The 24,929-nt window shown below is 54.1% G+C and carries 22 protein-coding genes and 1 pseudogene; 7 read left to right on the forward strand and 16 right to left on the reverse strand.

Annotated elements, in window-relative coordinates; genetic code table 11:
- Positions 1-13 precede the first annotated feature (13 nt).
- A complete protein-coding gene (locus tag MYS68_RS19740) occupies positions 14-379 on the forward strand; it encodes a bleomycin resistance protein (protein ID WP_248927495.1) in 366 nt (121 codons plus the stop codon).
- A gap of 478 nt (positions 380-857) precedes the next feature.
- On the opposite strand, the gene MYS68_RS19745 is transcribed toward MYS68_RS19740, so the two are convergent.
- The 6 genes from MYS68_RS19745 to MYS68_RS19770 all read right to left on the reverse strand — a co-directional run bounded on the left by MYS68_RS19745 (position 858) and on the right by MYS68_RS19770 (position 8,752).
- Positions 858-1,652 (reverse strand): phytanoyl-CoA dioxygenase family protein, encoded by a 795-nt coding sequence (locus MYS68_RS19745; protein ID WP_248930956.1) that lies wholly within the window; start codon positions 1,650-1,652, stop codon positions 858-860.
- 171 nt (positions 1,653-1,823) lie between these two features.
- Positions 1,824-3,371 (reverse strand): extracellular solute-binding protein, encoded by a 1,548-nt coding sequence (locus tag MYS68_RS19750; protein ID WP_248930957.1) that lies wholly within the window; start codon positions 3,369-3,371, stop codon positions 1,824-1,826.
- Positions 3,372-3,477: 106 nt separating this feature from the next.
- Positions 3,478-4,338, reverse strand: coding sequence for a carbohydrate ABC transporter permease (locus MYS68_RS19755; RefSeq protein WP_248927496.1), 861 nt, complete (start codon positions 4,336-4,338; stop codon positions 3,478-3,480).
- A complete protein-coding gene (locus MYS68_RS19760) occupies positions 4,332-5,297 on the reverse strand; it encodes an ABC transporter permease (protein WP_248927497.1) in 966 nt (321 codons plus the stop codon). The genes MYS68_RS19755 and MYS68_RS19760 overlap by 7 nt, the downstream gene beginning before the upstream one ends.
- A 95-nt stretch (positions 5,298-5,392) precedes the next feature.
- Positions 5,393-7,183 carry a cache domain-containing sensor histidine kinase gene (locus MYS68_RS19765; RefSeq protein ID WP_248927498.1) on the reverse strand — a complete coding sequence of 597 codons (1,791 nt, stop codon included), beginning with the start codon at positions 7,181-7,183 and terminating at the stop codon, positions 5,393-5,395.
- Positions 7,184-7,198: 15 nt separating this feature from the next.
- On the reverse strand, positions 7,199-8,752 hold the full coding sequence (locus tag MYS68_RS19770; RefSeq protein WP_248927499.1) for a response regulator transcription factor: 1,554 nt from the start codon (positions 8,750-8,752) through the stop codon (positions 7,199-7,201).
- Positions 8,753-9,599: 847 nt separating this feature from the next.
- On the opposite strand from MYS68_RS19770, the gene argC reads away from it, so the two are divergent.
- The gene (gene argC / locus MYS68_RS19775; RefSeq protein WP_248927500.1) at positions 9,600-10,553 is read left to right on the forward strand and encodes an N-acetyl-gamma-glutamyl-phosphate reductase; all 954 of its coding nucleotides are present in this window, start codon (positions 9,600-9,602) and stop codon (positions 10,551-10,553) included.
- Between the two features lie 98 nt (positions 10,554-10,651).
- Here argC and MYS68_RS19780 read toward each other — a convergent pair whose 3' ends face one another.
- Entirely contained in the window at positions 10,652-11,503 is an 852-nt protein-coding gene (locus MYS68_RS19780) for an aldo/keto reductase (protein WP_248927501.1), read from the reverse strand.
- 170 nt (positions 11,504-11,673) lie between these two features.
- Here MYS68_RS19780 and MYS68_RS19785 point away from each other — a divergent pair, with 170 nt between their 5' ends.
- The 3 genes from MYS68_RS19785 (at position 11,674) to MYS68_RS19795 (ending at position 13,361) form a co-directional block, all read left to right on the forward strand.
- Positions 11,674-12,135, forward strand: coding sequence for a MerR family transcriptional regulator (locus MYS68_RS19785; RefSeq protein WP_248927502.1), 462 nt, complete (start codon positions 11,674-11,676; stop codon positions 12,133-12,135).
- A 213-nt stretch (positions 12,136-12,348) separates the two neighbouring features.
- Positions 12,349-13,020 carry a hypothetical protein gene (locus MYS68_RS19790; RefSeq protein WP_248927503.1) on the forward strand — a complete coding sequence of 224 codons (672 nt, stop codon included), beginning with the start codon at positions 12,349-12,351 and terminating at the stop codon, positions 13,018-13,020.
- A complete protein-coding gene (locus tag MYS68_RS19795; protein ID WP_248927504.1) occupies positions 13,002-13,361 on the forward strand; it encodes an ATP-binding protein in 360 nt (119 codons plus the stop codon). The genes MYS68_RS19790 and MYS68_RS19795 overlap by 19 nt, the downstream gene beginning before the upstream one ends.
- Positions 13,362-13,377: 16 nt before the next feature.
- Here the strand turns inward: MYS68_RS19795 and MYS68_RS39115 are convergent.
- From MYS68_RS39115 to MYS68_RS19805, 3 genes and pseudogenes are all read right to left on the reverse strand, one after another.
- Positions 13,378-13,527: pseudogene (locus tag MYS68_RS39115) on the reverse strand (helix-turn-helix domain-containing protein); the annotation flags it as partial.
- A gap of 12 nt (positions 13,528-13,539) precedes the next feature.
- Positions 13,540-14,202 (reverse strand): AraC family ligand binding domain-containing protein, encoded by a 663-nt coding sequence (locus MYS68_RS19800; protein WP_248927505.1) that lies wholly within the window; start codon positions 14,200-14,202, stop codon positions 13,540-13,542.
- 119 nt (positions 14,203-14,321) lie between these two features.
- Positions 14,322-15,086 carry a phytanoyl-CoA dioxygenase family protein gene (locus tag MYS68_RS19805; protein ID WP_248927506.1) on the reverse strand — a complete coding sequence of 255 codons (765 nt, stop codon included), beginning with the start codon at positions 15,084-15,086 and terminating at the stop codon, positions 14,322-14,324.
- Positions 15,087-15,418: 332 nt separating this feature from the next.
- Between MYS68_RS19805 and MYS68_RS19810 the strand changes: the two genes are divergently transcribed.
- Together MYS68_RS19810 and MYS68_RS38865 are read left to right on the forward strand one after the other, a co-directional pair.
- The gene (locus MYS68_RS19810) at positions 15,419-16,315 is read left to right on the forward strand and encodes an MFS transporter (RefSeq protein ID WP_338043589.1); all 897 of its coding nucleotides are present in this window, start codon (positions 15,419-15,421) and stop codon (positions 16,313-16,315) included.
- Entirely contained in the window at positions 16,309-16,593 is a 285-nt protein-coding gene (locus MYS68_RS38865; protein ID WP_338043590.1) for a hypothetical protein, read from the forward strand. Before MYS68_RS19810 ends, MYS68_RS38865 begins: the two co-directional genes overlap by 7 nt.
- 76 nt (positions 16,594-16,669) lie before the next feature.
- On the opposite strand, the gene MYS68_RS19815 is transcribed toward MYS68_RS38865, so the two are convergent.
- The 6 genes from MYS68_RS19815 to MYS68_RS19840 all read right to left on the reverse strand — a co-directional run bounded on the left by MYS68_RS19815 (position 16,670) and on the right by MYS68_RS19840 (position 24,741).
- Positions 16,670-17,470, reverse strand: a complete 801-nt coding sequence (locus tag MYS68_RS19815) for an ABC transporter ATP-binding protein (RefSeq protein WP_248927507.1) — start codon at positions 17,468-17,470, stop codon at positions 16,670-16,672.
- Entirely contained in the window at positions 17,467-18,498 is a 1,032-nt protein-coding gene (locus tag MYS68_RS19820) for an ABC transporter ATP-binding protein (RefSeq protein WP_248927508.1), read from the reverse strand. Before MYS68_RS19820 ends, MYS68_RS19815 begins: the two co-directional genes overlap by 4 nt.
- A 6-nt stretch (positions 18,499-18,504) precedes the next feature.
- A complete protein-coding gene (locus MYS68_RS19825; protein WP_248927509.1) occupies positions 18,505-19,341 on the reverse strand; it encodes an ABC transporter permease in 837 nt (278 codons plus the stop codon).
- Between the two features lies 1 nt (position 19,342).
- A complete protein-coding gene (locus MYS68_RS19830; protein WP_248927510.1) occupies positions 19,343-20,353 on the reverse strand; it encodes an ABC transporter permease in 1,011 nt (336 codons plus the stop codon).
- Between the two features lie 91 nt (positions 20,354-20,444).
- On the reverse strand, positions 20,445-22,283 hold the full coding sequence (locus MYS68_RS19835) for an ABC transporter substrate-binding protein (protein ID WP_248927511.1): 1,839 nt from the start codon (positions 22,281-22,283) through the stop codon (positions 20,445-20,447).
- Positions 22,284-23,253: 970 nt separating this feature from the next.
- Positions 23,254-24,741: a CAP and S-layer homology domain-containing protein gene (locus tag MYS68_RS19840; RefSeq protein WP_248927512.1), complete on the reverse strand. Its 1,488-nt coding sequence runs from the start codon at positions 24,739-24,741 to the stop codon at positions 23,254-23,256.
- Between the last annotated feature and the right edge of the window lie 188 nt (positions 24,742-24,929).

Here is a 24,929-nt window from a genome sequence, read left to right on the forward strand (position 1 = left end):
GAGCGTGAAGCGGGTGAGAGACTATATTCGCTGTCAAATTCCCATTTTACCGGTAAAAAGTGTCACGGAGTCGCTGACGTATTACAGGGACAAGCTTGGTTTTGAGATCGCGTGGGTATGGGACGAGGACGGGTATGCGGCGGTGCGGTGTGGAGAAATTGAAATTCATTTGGACAGGCAGGAGCATTTTGCCGTTTACCGGGCTCATTCGTATTGGTTTGTGGAAAATGCCGACGAGGTTTACGCAGCGTATAAAAACAATGGGGTGGATATTGTTCAGGACATCGAATCCAAGCCCTGGGGAGTAAGGGAGTTCACATTCGCCGATATCGACGGACATATGTTTCGGGTAGCGCATGAGGAGAGTGAAAAAGCCTGAGAGCGCGTTTTTGCGCTCTCAGGCTTCGGCAAGGCGGGACCAGGCCGCCGAGAGGCGGTTTTTACGGCTCTCGGCTTTCGGCTCGGCCTCCGGCGGCGCAATATTTTGCCTGAGAGCGCGTTTTTGCGCTCTCGGGCACCAGCGGGGCGGGGCCAGGCCGCCGAGAGGCGGGTTTTCCCGCTCTCCGCTTTCGGCTCGGCCTCCGGCGGCCCGATCTGTTGCCTGAGAGCGCGTTTTTGCGCTCTCGGGCACCAGCGGGGCGGGGCCGGGCCGCCGAGAAACGGGTTTTCAGGCTCTCCGCTTTCGGCCCGGCCTTCGGCGGCGCAATATTTTGCTTGAGAGCGCGTTTTTGCGCTCTCGGGCTCCGACAAGGCAGGACCGGACGGCCGAGAGACGGGTTTTCCGGCTCTCCGCCTGCGGACTGCTCCCCGGCAGAGAGACTTTACGCCTCTCTCCTCACGCCCGCCCCCTCTCCGCGCTACTCGTACACGCTGTGCTCGCCGCCGCCGAAGTAAAGCGACTTCAAAGGTAACAGCGCATCGCCCGGCACGTAATATTTGAACGGGTTCTCATCGATTACGCCGAGCAGCTGGCGGCGAATCGGCGTCGCATCCAGTAGCAGACGCTGCGATGCGGTCCGGTAATCGATCGGCCGCATCCAGATCGGGCTGTAGCCGAGAAACAGCTGGCGGCGGGTAAATTCCGAGTGGTTCGGGGCGCCGGAGTGCCACAAGTTTTGCGCGAACACAAACACGTCGCCCGGACGGCCGCATACCTGCACCTCGCCTTCGAGCACCCCGTTCACATCCGTGTGCTGCGGCTGAAACGGCTTGTTATGGCTGCCCGGCAGCACCTTCGTGTTGCCCCGGTTCGGCTGAGACATGTCGCTAAGGATGTAGCACGTTTTGATATAATAAGTGGACGTAACTCCGCCGATCCGCGGAAACTGCGGGTGCGGCCCGTCCTGATGCCAGTTGATGAAGCTATGTGAGGCGGTCTTCTCGTTGTTAGGGTTCGGCTTGCGGATAGTCAGATGTGAGATGTGAAGCTGGATGTTGTAGCCGAGCAAATTGACGATCAGCGGCAGCACCGTTGGCTCGTCGATCAGCTCCGCAATCTCCGGATGACGCTCCACCGAGTTGTAAATATTATAGGCCAGGCTGTCCGGCTCGCCGGCCAAAATTTCGTCGACCGCTGCGTTCAGCCGCGCCACCTTCTCCGCAGGCAAAACGCCGGGCAGCACGAGGTAGCCTTTTTCCCGAAACTCCGCCATCCAGTCTTGAATTTGCGCCTTTTGCTCTTCGCTTACCGTCCATACGGTTTGTTCCATCATAGTCATCTTCTCCTTTTTTTACTCGAGTAAATTTTATTGAAAAAGGGAAACAGACGACGGTTTGTTTCGTTCGCCTGCTTCCTAATTAAACGCAATGCCGGATTCGCCGTGTTACTTGCCGAAACCAAGGTCGTTCAGCTGTTTGGTCGCTGCGTCGAGATACGCTTTGTAGTTCATCGACGTTTCCAGCGTTTTGAGGAAAGCGTCATATTCGGTCAGCGGGCGTTTGCCGTAAACGAATTTGGCCAGTTCCTCATCCATGAACCGCTGCGCATCCGCGCTGTTGTAACCGGTCGGATTGTCGACGAAGCCGTTTAAGGCCTGAATGCGCGGCTGCTTGTTGGCAAACTCGATATACGGAGCCTGCTTGGCGAACTTGACGAACAGATACTCCATCTCGGGACGGCCGGTAAACTGGTACAGCCAGGAATAACCTACCTCTTTGCCCATCAAATCGGTCGGCATCACTTTGCCGTTTTCGAGGTTGTAATGCTTGCCTTTGATGCCGAACTGAACGAGCGCGGATCCGGTGTCTTTCGTCGATACGAAGTTCAGCAGTTCAATCACCTTATTCAGCTTCTCCGGATTTTTCTCCAGCACTTTCGGAATCGCATACATGCCCGGGGTGGCCCCGATGTCCCACGAGCCTTCGAACTGGCCGCCGGGACCTTTCAGCGCAGGCAGCTGAATCCAGTCGGCGTTCGGGTTGACCGCCTTGATCTGGGCGACGAATTCGTCCTTCGTCACGTTCGGCCAGTCGATCCACATGATGCCGGCCTGACCTTTAATGCCCTTTTGCTGATATTGCTGCGTGCTGTTGTTGGACAGCAGCTCGGGATCGACGGCGCCGGCATCGATCATCTTTTTGATAAAAGCGAGCGCATCTTTCATCGCCGGATCGTAGAGAGCATTGACCAGCTTGCCGTCCTTCACGTAAAAGTTGCCCGGCGAGCCGGTGCCGTAGGCGCCGAATACAGGAGAAAATGCGCCGAGCTTGCCGCCGGTGATGCCGTAGGTGTCTTTTTTCCCATTGCCGTCGGGGTCTTTCTCCGTAAACGCTTTCGCGACTTCCAACAGCTCATCCGGCGTCGTCGGCGGCTTCATTCCCAGCTTGTCGAGCCAGTCCTTGCGAATCCAAAATGTGTTGTACGGGATTTGCGGCGATTTGGCGATCGCGTACAGCTTGCCGTTTTGCGTGCCTTTCTTCAGGCTGTCCGCGCCGATGAAATCGACGGTCGTCTTCAATTTGTCCTTGTAGGGAGTCAAATCAAGAAGCAGCCCTTGCTCGGCAAACTGCTTCAGCTGCGCCCTGTCGACCGCGAACAGATCCGGGAAGTTGCCGGAGGCCATGCGTACGTTCAGCTGGTTTTTGTAATCGTCGCCGGAAGCGTAGACGGTCAAGTTCAGCTCGGTGCCGATCGCCTTGTCGATTTCCTGCTTGATCTGGTCCTGATCCGGCGCGGGCAAGCCGCTGCCGGTCTCGATGACGTCGAGTTTTACCGGTTTGTTCGATTTGGGCGCTTCCTGCTTCGTATCGGTGTTCCCGCTGCTCCCGGCATTTGCCGCCTGCTGCTCAGTTTTGCCCCCGCTGCAGCCGGCCAGGATCGAGCTCGTGAGGACAACCGCCGCCGCGGCTGCGAAAATCGGTCTCTGTTTCATCATACCGTTCCCCTTCTTTCCATACAATTTCTTTCCATGCAATGATGTGGATATATGAGAACCGGCGGGCCCAGGCCTGACGCACGCCGATTGTCATCGCGGTTGGTCAGCCTTTGATCGAGCCGAGCAGCATGCCTTTCGTAAAATGCTTCTGAATAAACGGATACACGATAATGATCGGCAGGCTGGCCAGCATCACCGACGCCATCTGCATCGTTTCCGTCGGCGTCATGTTTTCCACCGTCTCCAGCGGCTGCTGCGTCAGCATCAATATTTCGCGAACGATCACCTGCAGCGGGAACAACGTCCGGTCGGTCACATACATGATCGCCTGAAAAAATTCGTTCCAATGGCCGACCATATAAAACAGTCCGACCGTCATCATCACCGGCAGCGAAAGCGGCGAAACGATTTGCCACAGGATGCGGAACTCGCCCGCCCCGTCCATCCGGGCGGATTCGAACAGCTCCTCCGGCAGCTGCTCGAAAAAGCTTTTCATAATCAAAACATTGAAGCTCCAGATCGCGCCAGGCAAAATCATCGCCCACACCGAGTCGAGCAGCCCCATCGCTTTGACGATCAAATAGGTCGGAATTATTCCGCCGCTGAACAACATCGTGAACACGACGAGCAGCAGGAAAAAGCTGCGTCCGGGCAGTTTTTTACGGCTGAGCGGGTATGCCATCAGCGTGGTGAGCACCAGGTTGACCGCCGTGCCGACGACCGTGATGAACACGGTCACCCAGAAGGCGCGCGGGATGCCCGATTCGGTCAGCAGCTTGCGGTACGCATCGAACGTAATCGATTTGGGCAGCAGGATGAAGCCGCCGTTTTTCAGCACCTCCGCAAACGGGGTGATCGAAACGGACACGACATACATAAGCGGAAACACCGCACACAGGCCGGCCAAAGCCAAAATCAGGTAAACGATGGAGTTGAATACGCGATCCTCGAGACCTTTTACCATATGCCTTCCCCCCATCTTCGGGCCAGCCGGTTGGAAATCAGCACCAGCGCGAGACCGATCGCCGATTTGAACAAACCGACCGCCGACGCCAGGCTGAAATTCAGCTGCTGCAAGCCGGTCCTGAATACCCATGTGTCCAAAATGTCGGCTACCGGATACACCTGAATGTTATATAAAATGTAGATTTGATCGAAACCCGCATCCATGATGTGGCCGAGCTTCAGGATAAGCAGCATCACGATGACGCTGCGGATGCCCGGCAGCGTTATGTGCCAGATCATATTCAGCCTGCTTGCGCCGTCGACGCGCGCCGCCTCGTACAGCGTCGGGTCGATGCCGGCGATGGCCGCGAGGTAAATGATCGCGCCCCAGCCGATATTTTGCCATATTTCCGAGCCGACCAGGATGCTGCGGAAGTAATCGGTCGAGGTGAGAAACGGGATCGACTGCCCTCCGGCTTCGACGATCCAACGGTTGACGATCCCGGAGTTTTGCGAAAACAGCGCGATCAGAATGCCCAGGATGATGACCCAGGACAAAAAATGCGGCATATACGTCAGCGTCTGGATCAGCGATTTGAACCAACGCACCCGGCATTCGTTGAGCAGCAGCGCCATCAATATAGGCGGAAACATGCCGAAGATCAGTTTGTAGAAGCTGATCAGCAAAGTATTGGTAAGCAGCTGGGAAAAATACGGCGATTCGTAAAACGCTTGAAAGTGCTTGTACCATGGATCGGCCCAACTGCTGCCTACGATCCCTTCCATCATGTTGAAATCTTTAAAGGCGATGATGACGCCATACATCGGGATGTAGCGGAAAATCACATAATAGATTACCCCTGGCAGCAGCATCGCATAAAAAGCTCGGAACTGCCATACCGTCCGCCCTATTTCTCGCAGCCGCGAAGCTCGTGCGGATGGTGCCGCCGCTGCCGCAGTCAAACTGGTTTGCTTCATACGTTCACCTCTTGATTACGCTTTCATTTCGTGCCCCCAGTATAGCAACCATCGGGAACGCCTGAATATACATGAAAACGACAAAAGTGTTCGAGTTACGGAGATTCGGGCAAAATGGGCTCCCCCGTCCACTCGTCGTATGGCATCTTGAGCCTGATCCACGTTCCGCAGCCCGGACGGGAGCGGATTTTCAGCCCGAATGCGGCCCCGAAGTGAATGCGCACCCGCTCGTGCACGTTCATGACGCCCATGCCGGTAAACGTGTTGCGGCGCGACGTTTCCTTGCGCTCCGCCAATAGCCGCGAAACGGTCGATTTATCCATGCCAAGCCCATTGTCGGAGATGAACAGCCGCAGCGTTTGACCGCGGATCCGGCCGAAGATGCGGATTCTGCCCGGCTCGCGTTTCGGCACGATGCCGTGAAAGATGGCGTTTTCGACCAGAGGTTGAAGCGTCAGCTTCAGCATTTTGCAGCCCAGCGCGGCATCCTCGACGTCGATCTCCAGCGTGAACATGTCGCCGTAACGGACGCGCTGGATATGAACGTACCGCTTGAGGCCCTCCAGCTCCTCGCCCAGCGTGACAAATTCGCTCGACCGGTTGAAGCTGAACGACAGCAGCGCAACGAGCGATTTGATCGTCTCGCGCACATCGTCGATCCGCCGCTGGCGGGCCAGGCTGCTGATGCATGCGAGCGTATTATACAGAAAATGCGGCGCAATTTGGCTTTGCAGCATGCTCAGCTCGTATTGCTTCTTTTTCGCCTCCATCTCCTTCGTCTCCTGAATGAGCGCATGAATTCTTTCCATCATCGCGTTGTAGCTTTTGGCGAGGCGGCCGATCTCGTCGTGACGGTCGATCGAAATGAAGGGCAGCACGCCCAGATCGCGGACGCGGTCCATTTTCGCCACAAGGGTGCGCACCGGCTTCGTAAAATGGCGCGACATGATGAGCGTGCCGACCAGCAGCACGCCAAGCCAGACCATGCCGGCATTGCGGTAATTATCGTACAGCCGGAGCACGTTTTGGTAAAAATAATCCTCCTTGATAAAAGAAAGCAGCGACCAGCCGAGCCGGTTCGCCGCGGATTTGACCACGACGAGCGAGCCCTTCTGGCCGTCGATCGTTCTGACTCCGACCGGCAGATCCCCGAGCTGCTCGAGAAAGCTCTCTTTAAGCTCGGGCGGAAACGTGCCCGGCTCGTACTGCAGCAGCTTATCCTGCGGATCCGACAGGGTGATAACGTTATTTTTTCGCGTAATGATCGTAAAGGTCTGGTTCTCGCTCACGAGCAGCGGAGCGATCCGGCCCGTCAGCCGGTCCAGGTCGATTTCCGCAGCGACGACGCCAAGCAGCTCCGCGGTCGCCGGGTCCGTTACCGGCAGTACGTAAGCGATCGTCCGGCCGGACAACGGCGACGCATACGGCTCGCTGACGTTCATCGCCCCGTAGTTGGCGGCGGCCAGTCTGTACAAATTGTCCAGATGCGGGTTACCGAGAATTTCGTAGTACGCTTGCGTATTCGAGTAAACCTTGCCGTCCTTGCGGATCAAATACAGCGTCCTGGTAACCGAGCTGTTGTAGTTGGCGAAGTTTTGCAGCGTTTTGACCGCTTCCTTCTCCCGGCCGTCCTCGAACAAATCGCTTCGCGTCGACAGCAGCAGGAGCATGTTTTGCACATTGTCGAGATAAGAGTCCACATATTGGTTCGTCCGTTCGATCAATTGCTGGGAGTCCTTGATCACCTGCTCGCGGAACAGATGCTCCGCATCCTGCAAATTGCTCATCGCCAGCGCGATGAACATGCCGAACGTGACGACGAACAGGAAGACGAATTGCTTGGTGGCAATGCCGAGGCTGCGGTACCAGTAAACGATGCCGTTCATGTTCATCACGTCTCCTTACTCTCCCGTGGCCTGCTTTTTAAAATCGGTCGGCGCCAGACCCGTCCGCTCGCGGAACATCGTGGAAAAATAACGGTAGCTCGGGATGCCGACCTTTTCGGCCACCTCGTACACCTTCAGGTTCGTATTTTGCAGCATGTCGATCGCCTTTTCGATGCGCAGCCGGGTCATATATTCGTTCACCGATTCGCCGACCTCCTCGCGGAACAGCCGGCTGAGATAATGCGGGCTAAGGCTTACCTGCTCCGCCAGGCTGTGCAGCGTGATCGGCTCCTCCAGATGCTGCTCGATATACAGCTTCGCATCGCGGACTTCTTTGCGGTATCTGTGGCGCCCGCCGCTTTGGGTCTCGAGCAGGCGCAGCGCCGCAGCGGTAAGTTCGTTCAGCGTCTCCGCCTGTTCAAGCGGCGCGTACGCGCCTTGATCCGCGCTGCCGGCGGCGCTCTGCAGGCTGATTCCGGCCGCAACGGCTTTCTTCAGCTCGCCCGGTTGGAAGCGGTGCTTCAGGCACCAGCGCGGAAACGTGTCGCGCATATATGTTTGCAGCGCCTCGGCTTGCAGCCTAAGTCCGCGCAGCAGCTCGTCCAGCTCCGCGGCCTGCGCTTTGCCGAGCGGAGTGAGCGGCACCGGGCGGCCGACGAACACCGGCGGATGCGGCTCCCGCTCGTAAAACCGCGCTTCCTCCCACATTTTCGCGTGGTCGAACGCTTTGATAAAATCGGTTCCGCTCGCAACCGATTCGCTGACCACCGCGTACAGGCGCACTTCCCCGCCGAGAAACGGCAGGTTGTCGCCGATCGTTTGCGTCAAATCGCCGATCAGCGGGTCAAGCCGCAGCCTCAGCTGAGCGGGAGGCAGCGCTTCGCCGAAGGCGAGCAAATAATCCGTGCCTCCGACGGGAACCCATGAAAACGCCGGGGCTGCTTGCGAGGCGGCCTGATCGAGTGCAAGCTGCAGCTCCTGGCCCACGAAGGCGATGTCCTCCTCCGACGCTTCGACCTTCAGCAGCACGACGCGGGTCGGCAGCTCGCGGAGCAAGCCCGCCGCGCTTAAAGCCGCGACGATTTTATCGTCGGGCGTCTGTTTATCCTTCAGCAGCCGGGCGAGCAGCTTGGCTTGTTCGCGGCGGCGCGCCTCGCTTTCGTTTTTGCGGTGGGCGCGTTCCCGCTCGATCGCCTCGCGCGCTTTGTGCAGCGCCTGCTCCATCTCTTCCTCCTCGAGTGTCACCTTCACGAGGTATTCGAGCGCCCCGAGCCTTAACGCTTCGCGGGCATACCCAAAATCGCTGTGGCAGGTCAGCAAAATGACCTGCACCTGCGGAAACTGGCGGCGCAGCTCGCGCGTCAGCTCAATGCCGTCCATAAGCGGCATCGTGATGTCGGTCACGACCACGTCCGGCACATAATCGCGGCAAAGCTGCAGCGCCTCCGCGCCGTTTTCGGCCTCGCCGATGAGCGCAGCTCCCCATTTCCCCCACGGAAACGAGCGCAGCTCCTGGCGAAGCGGCAGCTCGTCGTCCACGACGATGACATTCAGCAGCTGTTGATTCATGAACCGTTCCTCCCCCGCGGATGAGCTTTGTATATTCATTGTACTACATGCAGCGTTGTGTAAGCGCTAACAAATCCTGTAATGATTTAATATACCACGCCAAGCCGGCGGGCAGCTATACATGAAAACGACAAAAATGTCAGGAAAATGCCCCCCTAAATCGAGGCTCACCCCCTAAATCCCCCTGCAAGGGGGACCCCAGGCGCTCGGGCGCCCTGGACCCGCCCGGTTTGCGAAGCTGCTCGCTGCTAGTTCGCGTCTGTCGGGGCATGGCTTTTTTACCTGGGGGTAAAAAGTCTATGCCCCGACACGCTTTACTTTTGGCGAGGGGCCGCGTGGAGCTCATTTGTGCCTCAAGCTCGCGTTTGGACGGCTCGGTTTTGCTGGCGCAAAACCTTTGCCTGACACGCTTTACTTTTGGCGAGGGGCTGCGTGGAGGCCATTTGTGCCTCAAGCTCGCGTTTGGACGGCTCGGTTTTGCTGGCGCAAAACCTTTGCCTGACACGCTTTACTTTTGGCGCGAGGCCGCGTGAAGGCCATTTGTGCCTCAAGCTCGCGTTTGGACGGCTCGGTTTTGCTGGCGCAAAACCTTTGCCTGACACGCTTTACTTTTGGTGAGGGGCCGCGTGGAGCTCATTTTGTGCCTCGCGCTCGCGGTTGTACGCTCGGTTTTGCTGGCGCAAAACCTTTGCCCCGACAACTGGCGCCACTGGCCCAAAAAAACTACACGTTTCCCTGGAGACATTTAACGATCCTGCGATCGATATAAATAAAACTTGATGGACTCAAATAATGATGTATAATTATTCATGTTAAAGAATTATTATACAATGCGAGGAGGAGGGTTATGAAATACAAAGTATTTGTTGACGGAAAGGATGGGACGACTGGCTTGAAGCTATTTGAGTATTTGTCAAGGCTGTCGGACATCGAAATTCTAAGAATTGACCCCGGCAAAAGAAAAGATCCCGAGGAGCGGAGCAAGTTCCTTAACGCAGCGGATATCGCTTTTTTATGTCTTCCCGATTCGGCTGCAAAAGAAGCCGTTTCGCTTGTAAAAAATGAAAAAACCAAAATCATAAATGCCAGCACCGCCTTTAGAACGGATAAAAACTGGGCATTCGGTTTGCCTGAGTTGAAAAATCAAAGGGAATTGATACGGACCGCGTCGAGAGTCTCCGTTCCCGGTTGTCATGCAACCGGCTTAATTCTCACCGTCAGACCGCTCATTGAAGCCGGCATTCTTCAAAAGGATTATCCTGTTACATGTTATTCCGTGACGGGTTATACCGGAGCCGGAAAAAGCGGAATCGAGGAATATGAGAACCCGGAGTTGGCTGCCGCCAAAAATCTCCATGTCCCAAGGCATTATGCGCTGCATCTGAACCACAAGCACTTACCTGAGATGCAGCTTTACTCCGGACTTTTATATGAACCGTTATTTACGCCCATTAAAGCGAATTATGCCCAAGGCATCGCCATGTCGGTCCCCTTGATTAGCAGAAGTTTGCCTAAAAACTATTCCGCAAAAGACGTACATGAAGTATTGGCAACATATTTTGAATCCGAGCGGTTTGTTCGTGTGATGCCGTTCGACTCGGAAGCTTATCTTGACGAAGGGCATTTTCTGATAACCGAATGCAACAATACGAACCGTTTGGAGATTTTTGTTTTTGGACAAAACGACAAAATCAATATCATTTCGAGGTACGATAATTTAGGCAAGGGCGCATCGGGGGCTGCGATACAAAATATGAATCTCATGCTCGGATTCGATGAAGGAAACGGCTTGGCGTGCTGAATTACGGATTGAAACAAAGAAAGGACAGTTCGCGCCGCCCTGTCCTTTCTTAATACATATGAGGATAAACACGTGATAGATTTACGATCGATCAAAGGTTACAGATCGACCCTCAAGGTGCCCAGCATCTTGACGAATTTCGGATCGTGGTACGATAAGAAAAGACTTTCCCGCGTATCGAGGGCGGAAATTTGTTCGATATCGTCCGTGCTCAGCTCAAAATCGAAAATGTCGAAGTTTTCGACGATCCGCTCTTTGCGCACCGATTTTGGAATAGCAACGACTTCTCGCTGAACAAGCCAGCGCAGTACGACCTGGGCGACGGACTTGTTGTGTTTTTCCGCGATCGAGGTCAGCACTTCGTTGCCGAACATGTTGCCCCGTCCTTCAGCGAACGGCGCCCACGACTGGTGCTGCACTCCCTGCTCTTTCATAAAAGCGGCGCTCTCGTTCTGCTGGTAGAACGGGTGCGTTTCGATCTGGTTGACGGCGGGCACGATTTCGTTATGCACGATGAGGTCCATCAAACGGTCGGGCAGGAAGTTGCTGACACCGATCGCCTTGATCTTGCCTTCGCGGTACAGGTCTTCCATCGCACGCCAAGCGCCGTAGTAATCGCCGAACGGCTGGTGAATCAGGTATAGATCGAGATAGTCGAACTGCAGCTTCTTGAGCGATTTGGCAAACGCCAGCTTGGCACTCTCGTAGCCGGCATCCTGAACCCAAAGCTTGGTCGTGACGAACAGCTCCTCACGCGGTATGCCGCTGCGCTTGATCGCGCGTCCGACCGCTTCCTCGTTCAGGTAACCGGCGGCGGTGTCGATCAGGCGGTAACCGGTCATCAGCGCTTCATATACCGCATTCTCGCATTCTTCGGCATCGGGAATTTGGTAGACACCGAAGCCGATGATCGGCATTTTCACTCCGTTGTTCAATGTTACGGTTTGCATTGTAATTCCTCCCCATGTTCAATGGATAACAGCAAACGGCGCGTATCCGGAATCGGGCACCTCGGCGGGGATTCCGCTTACGGCTGGTTTGCATTACAATAAGCTTAGAACCTTCGTGTTACACGAAGTCAAGTCGTCTTCAAAAATTTATTTTCCAGGGAGGGCTGCACATGTACACGGTCAAAGAAGCCGCCTTGATAACGGGGCTCACCGAGCACGCCGTGCGTTTTTACACGGATAAAGGCCTGGTGCCGAGCGTACAGCGCAATCAAAACAACATTCGGATGTTCGACGAAGAATCGATCAACTGGCTGCATGGTGTTAAATGCCTTAAACAATCCGGGATGCCGATTGAAGTCATCAAAACGTACGTCGATCTCTGTCTCGAAGGGGATTCGACCATTCCGCAACGCTACGCACTCATGATGGAGCATAAGGAATCGGCGCTCGAAAAGCTCGAAGAAGCCAAGCGGCACGTTGCCCATTTGGAACAAAAAACCGCCCTATATCAAGCCATTCTGGAGCACCGCATTCCAGACACGACCAATCCCGGCAACTGGGACATAATCCGGCATATGCATAGTGACGTGTTTTACTCGCCCGCGGTTTCACCAGGAAACCTAAATCCATAACTAGCCTATTATTCGCTTTTTTTCAGTCGCTCCCCTAATAATTTCAAGCTTAAAAAGACCAGGATTCCTCGACGGATAAGGAGTTCCGGTCTTTTGCTTTTGCTCAGCGGATACGCGGACGTTAGATTTCCCCCTCTTTTGAATAATGGAAAAATATTGTATTGTTAATACATGGAATTTATTAATTTTTTCAATAAAATGGAGGAAGCGTCTATGCCGTTTCAACATAGGCTGACTTACCGGCTATCCAAGCAGATTTCCGCGGGCATTGTTCTGATCAGTTTATCCTCGGCGATTTTATTCGGCATTTTAATGTTCCAATATAAGGAATTGGAAGAACGTAGAAACGAAGAGCTGATGACCAATTACTTTACTCCATACGAGACGCTGCTGGATTCGGCAATCGTAAGCATCACCAGCAACGAACGTCTGATTCACAAGATCGCTTCGATGGATCCTTATGATCGCTATGAGTTGACAGAGCTTATTCAGAGGGAGATTTTTGTCCCGATTTTAAATAACAAAAATGAAATCGCTCTCATGAAGTTATCCATGGCATCCGGGTTTTCGGTAACATCGGGGAATGAATTGAAATATTCGATCGATCTGAAAGAAATCGATTCCCCCGGTCTTCAGGTCGTCAATAACTCCGGATCGTACTCGATCAGCAAACCTGTAACCATTCGGTCCGAAAAAGGGTATCTCGGCATGGAAATCGTTTCGGCCGGCAATCCGCACATTCCGAATCGGTGGACATCGTTCCCCGCAAAAGTCGCCATCGCGATATGTATGATTGCGTTCCTCGCATCGGCGTACGTGCTTATACGTAAATCAGGCACATGCAAAAAAATACCGACAAGGAGTATTTGCAAAACAGCGCATTGAAGCTACAGTATAACGAACATTTTTTGTACAATACTTTGGAAATGCAGCCGTTAGTGGACAACTGCGTTCTCCATGGATTTAAAGACGGGATACACCCGGATCATTACATAAGGATAAACGGTTTCCGGTCGGGCCAAGGTTATGTAGTGGAAGTGGAAGATAACGGCGTCGGCTTTCAAAAAGGTATCGCTTGGAGCGGAGTAGGCGGCCTGTCGACTGTCAATCATAGATTGAAGCTGCTTTTTGGCGATGCCGGCCGAATTCATATCATCGAAAATAAACCGGGTACCGGCACAAAAGTGCAAATCCATTTGCCAAGTAACCATAAACAGGCGAGGTAAAGTGAAACCATCGGGGCTACACCTCAAAAATCCGATACTGCTGCCGGTACTGCTGGGGAGTGAGGCCGGTTTTCTGCTTGAACAGCCGCGTAAAATAGTTCGCATCCGCAAAGCCGAGCGCATAGCCGATCTCGGATACGCGCCGGTTTCCCGCGGCGAGCTCGCGTTTTGCCTGCTCCTACTTCAGGCGGTGAATGAAGCGGGTCGGCGACAAGCCGGTATGGTCCATGAACAGCTTGCGCAGATGCGATTCGCTGACCTGCGCAAGCTCGGCCAGCTGCGCCGTATCGGGCATGAGTGCGGGGTGCGCGGCCACGTATTCGATCACGCCGAGGATGCGCCGGTCCATCCCGTCCGCGCCCGGCTCTGTCCGCCGAACCGGCTGCCGATCCAGCAAAGCGGACAAGATGCGAAGCAGTCCGGACTGCAGCAGCAGGTTTTGTCCGGCCGAGGCCGTCCCGGATGCGTGCAGCATGTCGGCGAGCACGGCCTCGAGTCCGCTTAGAGCCTCGGGATAACGGACGGGCATGGACAGCAGCTCCGTCCAGCTGCGGTCCGGCAGCAGCGTCACCGATGCATCGAAGTTGATGCTGACCAGCCGGACGGCGGTCGAAGCCGCCCGGTAAGAGATCTCTGCGCCTGCCGGCAGCAAGGCGAAATCCCCCGCCTCCACGTTGTACCGATTCCCGCTGAGCTGCAGCGAGAACTTGCCGTCCCGCACGCACCACAGCACGGAATGGGCCAATTCGCGGTCCGCGGCCGCCCATGTATGGTCAAGATCGTATTCACGAATATGCAGAAACGTGACGTGAAGCGATTCGGCGAACTGATTTTGAAGCATCCCGGCCCCTTCCTTCCGTGTCGTTTCCTCCATTTTACCATACAGGGAGGCCGCTTTTTCGCGGTCCTTGTAAAATACGGCAGCCTCCATCCAATCGGGGCCTGATCGATCAACCCCATTTATTCCGTCGGCACGATCCCGGCAATGGCATCGTTGTAACCGAATCGATCCGCCCCGCGCACCAAAAACGTGCGAATACGACTCGTATCTCCGCCCCATTCCTCCATCTTGAACTTGACCTCCGGCGTCGTATATCGAACCGAAAACGCCACACGCGGAATGTTCGAGCTGTTCATCTCCGACCCGTGAATCGTCGCTTCGTTGAAAAAAGCGATTTGCCCCGGCGACATTTCGAGATCGACCGCCATCGATTCGTCGACTAGGTCTGCCGGCAATCCTTCGCCAAACGTGCTCTGCCCGTCGTTCAGCGACACATGCTTCACATGGTGCCGATGCGTGCCGGGAATGACACGCAGACAGCCGTTTTCCTTGATTGACCAGCCGAGGCTGACCCAAGCGGTCGCATTGATGGCCGGCTCCATCGGCCAGTAGTTGATGTCCTGATGCCACGGAATGTATTTGCCGTTGCCCGGCTCTTTGTACCAGAAATGCATCGCCCAGAGCACTACGTCGTCGCCAAGTATTTGTGTCATCGCATCGACGATGCTCTTGTGCGTAGCCAGCTCGTATGCCCAGCGGTGCTTGTGATGCCAGGCGGAGAGCGGAACCTTTGTCGGTCCGGGAGCGAATTTATTTTGACCCAGCGCATCGAAAAACAGATTGTAATACCGGTCGGCTTCCTCCAAGCTTAGGCCCTGCACGGGGCCGCTGTACCCTTCCTCCTCGTATTGCTTCAGCGAAAATGGACTTCCCTTTGTGATCATACGTGTTCCTCCCGTTATTTTCGATTTGGGGTCTTAACCCTCTACAACACTTATGATAAAGGACCCACAAACCTTTTGTCAGACGAGAAAACGACGATCGATAGCATAAAACGCTTATTTTTTGGAAGATGGGAGGGCAGCTGGAGTCACCTATGTATCGCTCTGCGTATTTTGGCGCAAAAGACACCGTCGGATCCTAAACTAACTTTTTGTTAGTTGATCCAAATAGTTTGACAATGGCAAAATGAATTGCCTCCTTATATTTTTAAAGTAACCCATTTATAATTCATTCAAGAGATCTCGAAACACTTCTGGAAAAAGGAATGATACCCATGGACCGAATCCAAAAAATGACCGTTTATATTCTTGCTTTAGGTGTATTTCTGACGGCGACCTCCGAGCTCGTTGTCTCCGGAATTTTGCAAGTGATCGCAGCCGACCTGAACGTCTCCATCGCCCTTGCCGGACAACTGATCACCGCGTACTCTATCGCTTTTGCGATAGGCACTCCCGTCGTGGTGTCTCTCACCTCCCGCATGGGGCGAAGGAAGGTGATCACGGGAACCCTTGCCGCTTTTATATTGGGCTGCCTCGTTGCTTACGCCAGCACGAACATTACAATTTTGATGGTCTCCCGAATCATCCTCGGCATAAGCTCCGGCGTCTATCTCGTTACCGCGTTCGGCGCCGTCGCGAAAATAGTGCCCCCTGAAAAAATCGGCGGCTCAATCGGCACGATCGTGCTCGGCTTCAGCAGCGCGATGATTTTGGGAGTTCCGATCGGGATTGCGATTACCGGCTGGCTTAGCTGGCAGGCGATTTTCATGATCCTGGGGTTGTTCAGTTTGTTGATTGCGTTTATCATTTTCCGCCTTCTTCCGGAGATCGAAGGGGATGCGCCGATTCCGTTCCGCGAGCAAATCAAGGTGCTGGGCAGCGCCGTCATCGTCAGCGGCTTGTTTCTTACCTTTTTCAGGGAATCCGGCAACTCCGTCTTATTCACCTATTTGACGCCGTTTATAACGGATATTCTGGGCCTGAACGCATCCGGCATCAGTATGGTCATGCTCGCCTTCGGAGTTTTGGGTGCGATCGGCTCCCGTTTGGGAGGTTACGGCGTCGATCGGTGGGAGCTTCGCGGATCATTGCCGGCAGCATTATCGTTCATTTGGCGGCTTTGGCGGTTCTGCCCCTCTTCGCCCAGTCGCTATGGGGCGGGCTCGTGCTGATCGGGTTCATCATCTCATCCATGTTCGTGGCGGGACCCGCCGTGCAAACATACTTTATTCAACAGGCGCCGCAGTCCGCCAATCTCGTGCTCAGCTTGAACACTTCGATCATCCACCTGGGGCTTGCAGCCGGAGCCGGAGCGGGGGGATTCATGGTCAGCGCCTCTTCCACCGTCCTGTATAACCCTTGGCTGGCCGGTGTTATCGTGACGCTCGGGCTCGGGGCGGCCCTGATCAGTTTTTCGCTGGGGAAAAAAAGACTGGTGCGGGAGGTGTGATCTAACCATCCGTTTTGAAAATGATAAAGGGGCTTGCCTCGGGCAAACCCCACCCTATCGCCTACGCATGCACAAATCAAGCCAAATTCCACTCCTCATGAAGCTTGGGCACATCGGAAATAAGCTGCTTCGTGTACCGGTGCTGCGGAGTCAAAATCACCCGCTCGGCGCTGCCGCTTTCAACGATGACGCCTTTTTCCATAATGTAAATCGTATCGCTCACATAATAAGCCAAGCCGACGTCGTGGGTGATGAAAATGATCGTCATGTTGTTTTCGTCGCGCAGCTTGAGCAGCATATCCAGAATGGTGGAGCGCGAGCAGGCGTCGACCATCGAGGTCGGCTCGTCGGCGATCAGCACCTTCGGGTGCATCATGAAAATCCGCGCGATCATCAGGCGCTGCATTTGCCCGCCGGACAACTCGAACGGATATTTGTTGTGCAGCTCCTCGAACTTGAGGTTGACGAACGAGCACGCTTCCTTCATTTTGCGAAACTGTTCATCTTTCGATAATTTAAGTCCTTGAAGCTTGATACAGTCGAGCAGCAGCTTGTCGACCTTGTGAAAAATATTAAACGAGGAAAAAGGGTCCTGAAAAATCGCCTGAATATCTTTCCAGTACATCTTGCGGTCTTTATGGCTGCCGAGCTTGCGGGGCGCCCCTTTATATTCGATCTCGCCGCTCGTTTCCTTCAGCAGACCCATGATGATTTTCGCGATCGTCGTTTTCCCGCTGCCGCTTTCGCCGACGATCGAGATGATTTCGCCCTCATGGAACTTGAAATCGACGCCGTTTACGGCCGTCGTTTTATTCAGCCCGTACCCGAACACCTTCGTCACCTTTTTACCGCTGATCAAAACCGGACGCTCGTTCATTTCCCGCTCACCTCCTCGCTCCGATGCTCGTTCTCGTACCAGTTTCTCAGCGTGCCCACGTCAAACAAACACCGGTAAATTCGCCCGTCCACCGTCTTGCTCATCACTTTGCCTTCGCGGCACGATTTTTGCGCGTATTCGCAGCGGTCGGCGAACCGGCAGCCCGGCGGCACCTTTTTCAGGTTCGGCGGCGCGCCCGGAATCGCCTCGAGCTTGTGGCCTTTCATCCCCTCTTCGGGGACGATGATGGAGCCCATCAGCTTTTTTGTATACGGATGCAGCGGGTCAAAAATCATTTGGTGCGCCGTGCCCCGCTCGACGATTTCCCCGGCGTACATAACAACGATATCGTCCGTCACGTGGTACAGCAGCGGAAGCTCGTGGGTGATGAAGACGAGCGAACGGATGTATTTTTTCTCCAGCAGCTCCTTCATCAGCTTGATGACGGCCTTCTGGGAGGTGACGTCGAGCGCCGAGGTCGGTTCGTCGGCGATAAGCACCTTCGGGTTCAAAATCGTCGAAATCGCGATGACGGTGCGCTGCTTCATCCCGCCGGACAGCTCGTTCGGATACGAGTTCAGCACCTTGGAGGACAAATTCAGCGATTCGAACCGCTCTGCGGCCATATCCCATACCTGCTGTTTGCTCAGCTCGGGCCGGTGCTCCTTCATAATATCCTCGATGAAACGGATGATTTTCAGCGTCGGGTTGAGCGCATTCATCGCCGCTTGCGGAATGTACGCGATTTCTCTGCCGAGTATTTGCTTGCGGAGCTGCTCCTTGTTCAGCTTCATGATGTCGGTGCCGTCGATGGCGATGGAGCCGCTGTGATAATGGAGGGGCGGGAAATAAAAGCCCATCAGACTGAGCGCGAGCGTCGATTTGCCGCACCCCGATTCGCCGGCGATACCGAGCGTCTTGCCGTCCTCGAGCACGAAATCGACGCCGTCCACCGCATATACATGCTCCTTCAGCCGCGTCCGGTAATACGTTCTGAGCCCCTTCACTTCCAATATATATTGACTCAAAGCCGGTCAGCTCCTTATTTTCGGATTGAAAATTTCGTCCATCCCGGTGTTCATCATGTACAGCGAAAACGTGATGATCGCGATCGCGAATGCCGCCGGAATGAACGCCCACCAGGCTCCCGCAACCGGAGCTTCGAAGACGAGCGCCCAGTTCATGATGATGCCGAGCGAAATCGTATTGTACGGCCCAAGCCCGAGCATGGAAATCGACGCTTCGGACAAAATGCCCGATGCCGTCTGTAAAACAAAAGCCATAACGACATAAGACGCGATATACGGAAGAATTTCGAATATGATGATACGCGGCGTGCTGTGTCCGGATATTTTCGCAATGTTGACGTGGTCCCGGTTGCGCAGCGATGTCGTTTGCGCCCGGACCGCCCGGGCCGTCCACGGCCAGCTCGTAATGCCGATGATGATGGCGGTGACAAGCGAGCTGCGGGAATTGATGCTGACGGAAATCAGAATCAAAATGATAAACGACGGAATGACGATGAAAATGTTCGTAACCGCCGTCAAGATGTTGTCGACGAGCCCACCGATATAACCTGCGCACAATCCGATGATCAGGCCGATAATCGTGGCGAATACGCCGGCGATCAGTCCGACCCGGATCGACGTGCGGATGCCGTACATCAGCTCCAGAAACAAATCTCTGCCGAAGTTGTCGGAGCCGAGCAGCAGCTTCGAATCGGGCGGCTGAAACGCCAGCGCCATCATTTCCAGCGGGTCGCTTCGATTGATCAGCGGATAAATGTAAACGAGCGCGAGCATGCACAGAAACGCCACCGCTCCGAACATGAATTTGGGGGATTTGAGCAAAATCGCAAGCGAATGTTTCATATCATTGCTCCTCCATTTGTGCCGCTTTGATTCTCGGGTCGACCAGGCCGTAAACGATCTCTATCGTAAAATTGGCCAGCAGCACCGAAAACGCGATCAGCAGCGTGCAGCCCGAAATCAGCGGATAGTCAAGCTGGCGGATGGCGGTGAACAGCCACGTGCCGATGCCCGGGTAGCTGAACACGATTTCGCAAATGAGCGAGCCTCCCACCATCGTGCCGATGGACAGCGCGAGTCCGGTAATTTGCGGCAGCATCGCGTTTTTGAACACGTACTGGGCGATTTTGGAGTCGCGGATGCCGAGCAGCTTGCTGTACAACACGTAATCCGCGTTAAGCTCGTAAATGGACATCTCCCGCATGCCGATGGCTTGGCCGCCGATCGTAACGAGTACGATGGACAGGTACGGCAGCGTATGGTGGCGGATGACCGACCATATAAAATCGAGACTGAGCGACGGGATCATCTGGAAGTCGTAGCCCCCGTGAAGCGGAAACCATTTCAGGTTAAGAGCAAAAAGGTACAGCATAATGATCGCCAACGTAAAAAACGGTATCGAGTTGATGAACAGAGCAACCGGGAACAGCGCCTTGTCGAAAACGCCTCTTTTGTAGGCGGCGACCGCCCCGAGCACGTTGCCGAGTATCCAGCCGGTCAGTATCGCCGGCAGCTGCAGGCCCAGTGTCCAGGGGACGGCGGAAGCAAGGATATCGTTTACTTTTTTCGGGTAGAGGCCGAAAGAGGTGCCGAGATTGCCGGTGAGCAAATTTTTCAGGTAGATGCCGTACTGCGTCAGCAGCGGCTTGTCGATGCCGAATTCCTTCGTGAACGTTTCATACACCTTCTTGATCGTATCGCTGTCCGTCATCCCTTGGGTCATTTGCGAGGCGATGACACTGACCGGATTGCCCTTGATCATCCTCGGCAGCATAAAATTGAGGCTTACCGCTATCACCAAAGTCAGGAGATACCAGCCGAATTTCCTCAAAAAATATTTGCTGTAAGCGTTCAAACTTCCCACCTCCTGATCGATATGCTTTCGGAAAAAAGCCTATATTTGGATTGTGCGGCCAAATATAGGCTTCGTCCGTTTGACCGTGCGGTTAGTTATGGATTTGGTAGAGCGCCTTGACGCCGGCCCCGTCCATCGCGATTTGCGGCGGGATGTTGCTGCCGTCTCCTTGCGCCGGGAACCCTTTCCACACCGATTCGTTTACCGTATGGAACACCCACGGTCTGTACATCAGAGGGATGGAGGGAATATCGGTCAGCCAAATTTTCGTCAGGTCGGTGTAAAGCGACTTCAGCTGAGCTTCGTCGTTCACCGTCGGAATCTTGTCGATGATTTCATCCGCTTTGTCGTTTTTGTACCGGCCCCAGTTCCAGAACGCCAGCTCGCCGGCAGGGGCGACGCCTTTGGAGTACATGATCGTTCTAGCCCGGTTCCACGGCTGGCTCGGGCTGACGCCGCCGGCCGGCGTGTTCATGATGATATCGAATTTGCCGGTTTGCAGATCGTTGGTCCATACCGGCGCTTCCGGAAACTTCGTGCGAATTTCGATGCCGATCGCTTTGGCGTTTTGCGCGACGATCTCCAGCGAGGCGTTCCAGTCCGACCAGCCGTAAGGACATTCGATCTCATAAGGCCCGAGCCGGGTGCCGTTCAGCACGCGGATGCCGTCCGCGCCCTTCTTCGCGCCAATTTTGTCAAGCAGCGCATTGGCGGCATCGACATCGGTCGTCCACTGCAGCGATTTGATCGCATCCTGGTCGACGTATTTCTTTTCCGCATCGGCATCGAGCGTGATGGACGGCTTCATCGCCGCCGAATAGCCGCTCATCGCGAGATCGGAAATCTTTTTGTAATCGATCGCCATCGCAATCGCTCTTCGGACGTCGGCGTTGTCGAGCCCTTTTTTCGACAAGTTGAAGAAGATCGAAGGCATCGAGCCCGGCAAATAATACGGCGCGTCCTTCAGGTAAGTTTTGACCGGAGCGCCGCCCTTCCACATGTTCCACACCTGCGGAATGAACTGCTGCGATACGTCGACCTGGCCGCTTTTGAACGCAAGGTCGCCGGCTGCATTGTCCTTGTAGATCACGTGGGTGATGTACTTCGGAGCGGGCAGCTTGCCGAACAGCGACTTGCCCCAATAATTGTCGTCGCGCACGATCGTAATTTTCTGGTCGTTGTAGAAGTACATCTTATACGGGCCTGTACCTACGGGGTTTGCATTGACTTCCTTACGGATCGTCGCCAGATCGTTGTTCGATTTTTTCTCGATCTCTTCCCAAATGTGCTTCGGAAGCATCGGAATAAGCTCGATGCTGTCGAGGATGGTCAGCTTGTTCGGGTTGTCTTTTTTCAGCTTGATGTTCACTGCGTTCGGGCCGTCCGCCACCACATCTTCCATATAAGTCCAGAAGCTGCTCCAGTTGATCTGGTATTTCTTTCCGAGCTGGTACGTATACACGACGTCATCGGACGTAAACGGCTTGCCGTCGCTCCATTTCGCATCTTTGTTCAGCTCGACTTTTAACGTCAAATCGTCGGTCCACGAATATTTCGTGCCGAGCAGCGGCTCCAGCTTGCCGTCGTTCATGTTGATCATAAACAGCGTCTCGTAGATGAGCTCGCGGGAGTTGCCGTAGTTGATCGGGAATGCGGGATTGCCGCTGAGCAGGTTAAAGTTGGTAGGCGCCCCCCACTGCAAGCCGTTGACGTACAGCGTCTCGTTTCGCGGCGTTTCCTTCGCGTCGCCCCCTCCTCCGCCGGACGGCTGGGCTGTGGCGGGTTGCGGTGTCGTCGCAGGCGGCTTTGCCGCTTCCTGCTTGGGAGGCTGGTTGGTCGTCGGGGGCGGTGTGCTCCCTTCGCACGCCGCGAGTATGGTGGGGGCTAGCAGCAGCGCGCATAGAAGGCCGGATGCTTTTTTGAACCTCATCGTTTTCCCTCCGCTAATTTGGAATGATTTATATTGGAGGACCGATGTGTTGATCGGCGCCTCGAATATACGCAGTGTCGGGGATGTCCGGGATCAAATGCTCATAACTTCGAAAAACCAATAGTGAGTAAGCGCTTTTATTTACATTAAAGGGTATTTATTCATGAATTTATTTGTATATTCATTTTATGCCGCCGCTTCGGATTGGAACAGTACATAAACTTAAGGAGTTTGGTTTGATAAATTAAGGCCCCCCTAAATCCCCCCGCCGGGGGGACCCCAGGCGCTCGGGCGCCCTGGACCCGCCAGTAGTACGGGAATGCTCGCTTCTAGTTCGCGTTTGTCCGGCATGGATTTTTCGCCTGCGGACGAAAAATCCTATGCCGGACACGCTTTACTTTTGGTGCCGGGTGGGTTGTGGGGCTGCGTGCCTCGGGTTCGCGATTTGTCCCGCATCGTTTTGCTTCCGCAAAACGTATGCCGGACTCGCTTGGCTTGAGTGCACAGAGGGTTGGGGGGGCTGCGTGCCTCGGGCTCGCGAACGTCCCGCATCGTTTTGCTTCCGCAAAACGTATGCCGGACTCGCTTGGCTTGAGTGCACAGAGGGTTGGGGGGGCTGCGTGCCTCGGGTTCGCGATTGTCCCGCATCGTTTTGCTTCCGCAAAACGTATGCCGGACTCGCTTGGCTTGAGTGCACAGGGGGTTGGGGGGGCTGCGTGCCTCGGGTTCGCGATTGTCCTGCATCGTTTTGCTTCCGCAAAACGTATGCCGGACTCGCTTGGCTTGGGTGCGTAGAGGGGTATGCGATGAGCTTGTTTACCTTTCTTTTTTTTCCGTATCGTCCTTCTTATCGAGGTAGCGAAATTAGACTATCCCCAGAAATTGAAACAGCAACAGCCATGGACGAGAAAAGTCCTTGACTGTCGCTGTTTCATTGAACTAATGCTTTAGTTCCATCGTTTGCTTGCAACTATTTGACACTGGACAGCGTTCGGTAAGCAATGATCGAAGCTTGTTCGACCGTAGTCGATTGCACCGGGTTGAAGAAGTTTTTTTCATCTCCCTGCACCACATCGGCGGCTCGGAGGGAGGCGATAGCCTCTTTCGCCCACTGGGAAATCAAAGCGTCGTCGGAAAAATCGGTGAAGGTTCTACTGGTCGTCTTCAAATCGCGACCGGCCGCACTCAGTGTACGCTTCAGCATGACCGCTATCTGCTCCCTAGTCACCGGGTTCATGGGCGAAAACTTCTCAGAGGATGTCCCCTCGACGATCCCTAACTTGTAAGCTTTCAGCACGTCGCTGTTCTTCGTATCGGTGAACGGATTGTCCGCTGTCTCCAGGTCCGTCTTGCCCGTCAACGTTTCATACAGCTTCGTCATGACCGTACTAAACTGTTCGCGAGTAATGGCATTGTTGAAAGTAACGGCTTTCGGTACAAGCCCTTTATTGTCCGCCATTGCCAATTCAGGGATTGCCCATTCGCTAGCTTTCCTGGACTGATATTCCAGCTTTTTCTGGGGAACAATCTGACTGCCTGTCGTGAATGTCCATGATTTGTCGAGCGTCTTTTCCACTCCCCCTGATTGATACGTTGCCTTGAACTCGACCTTGTAGCTCGTATTCATTTCGAGCGGTGTCTTGGGGAGAAGGAATACAAAGTTATTCCCATAACCCGGATTTGTCGTGCGATCGGCGATATAGTAAGGAACATCCTGTCCATTGGTGTTCGTGATTTTAGCGCTTTTGAAATCCATAGTCGCCGAATTGCCCGTATTAATCGTAATTGGATATCCCACGTACGACATGTAAGGAAGCTTATAGCTGATCAGCGGATCAGGCAGTTCTATGTCTTGCCAGTAAGGCTGCACATTGCGCTGATTATCGTAAGGGTATATCTGACTGTCGGACAACGTGCTGTTGTAGCTGGGATAGCCAAACTCAATGACGGTAGATCCGTTCAGGGTGAATCCGACACCAACCTCGCTCAAATCCGGCCGTATAAAACTTAGACGGTGATAAGGCGAAGTAAAAAGATTGTCGATGCCTTCTGTCACACTGGAAATTTTTCCGTAGGTTACACCTTCACTCGTAGGGTTGCTATAACCGAATAGCTTATTGCGATCGTAACCCCATTTGGCGGTATACCCTTCATGACCTTCGTCCTCCCGGTGACATACATATCCTATTTTATTCAATTCAATATAATTGCTGTGTGACTGCGCGCTTCGGCTTAATTGTTCATTCAAACGTACTTCGGAGAGGCCCATATCTTTACGTAGGGCATTGATCTTATCCAAACCTTCCTGCTGCACCTTCCTTAGTTCCGTCATATCCTTATTTTTGTAAGGGTCTGGAAGCTCTTGAGCAAAAGTATGCGGTACGGCTGATTGGAACAAGATACAAAAGACTGCCGCTGCCAGCATAAACTTGATCGTCATCCATCGAGTCTTTCTCATCTGCGCTCTTCTCCTATCTTGTAATGGACTGCATCGCCTGACAAAATTCTACATTAATTATGTAAAAACTTCTAGTCTTTTGTGCTCATTTATCCGAGAATAACAAACATGTGTTCCTCTATGTTATTTTAGGCTGCTTATTTAAACGGGATAATGGTCACTATTTCGTTCGGTTTATCAGTTTCAAT

Source organism: Paenibacillus hamazuiensis (assembly GCF_023276405.1).
In the GTDB taxonomy this organism is placed as follows: Bacteria; Bacillota; Bacilli; order Paenibacillales; family NBRC-103111; genus Paenibacillus_AF; species Paenibacillus_AF hamazuiensis.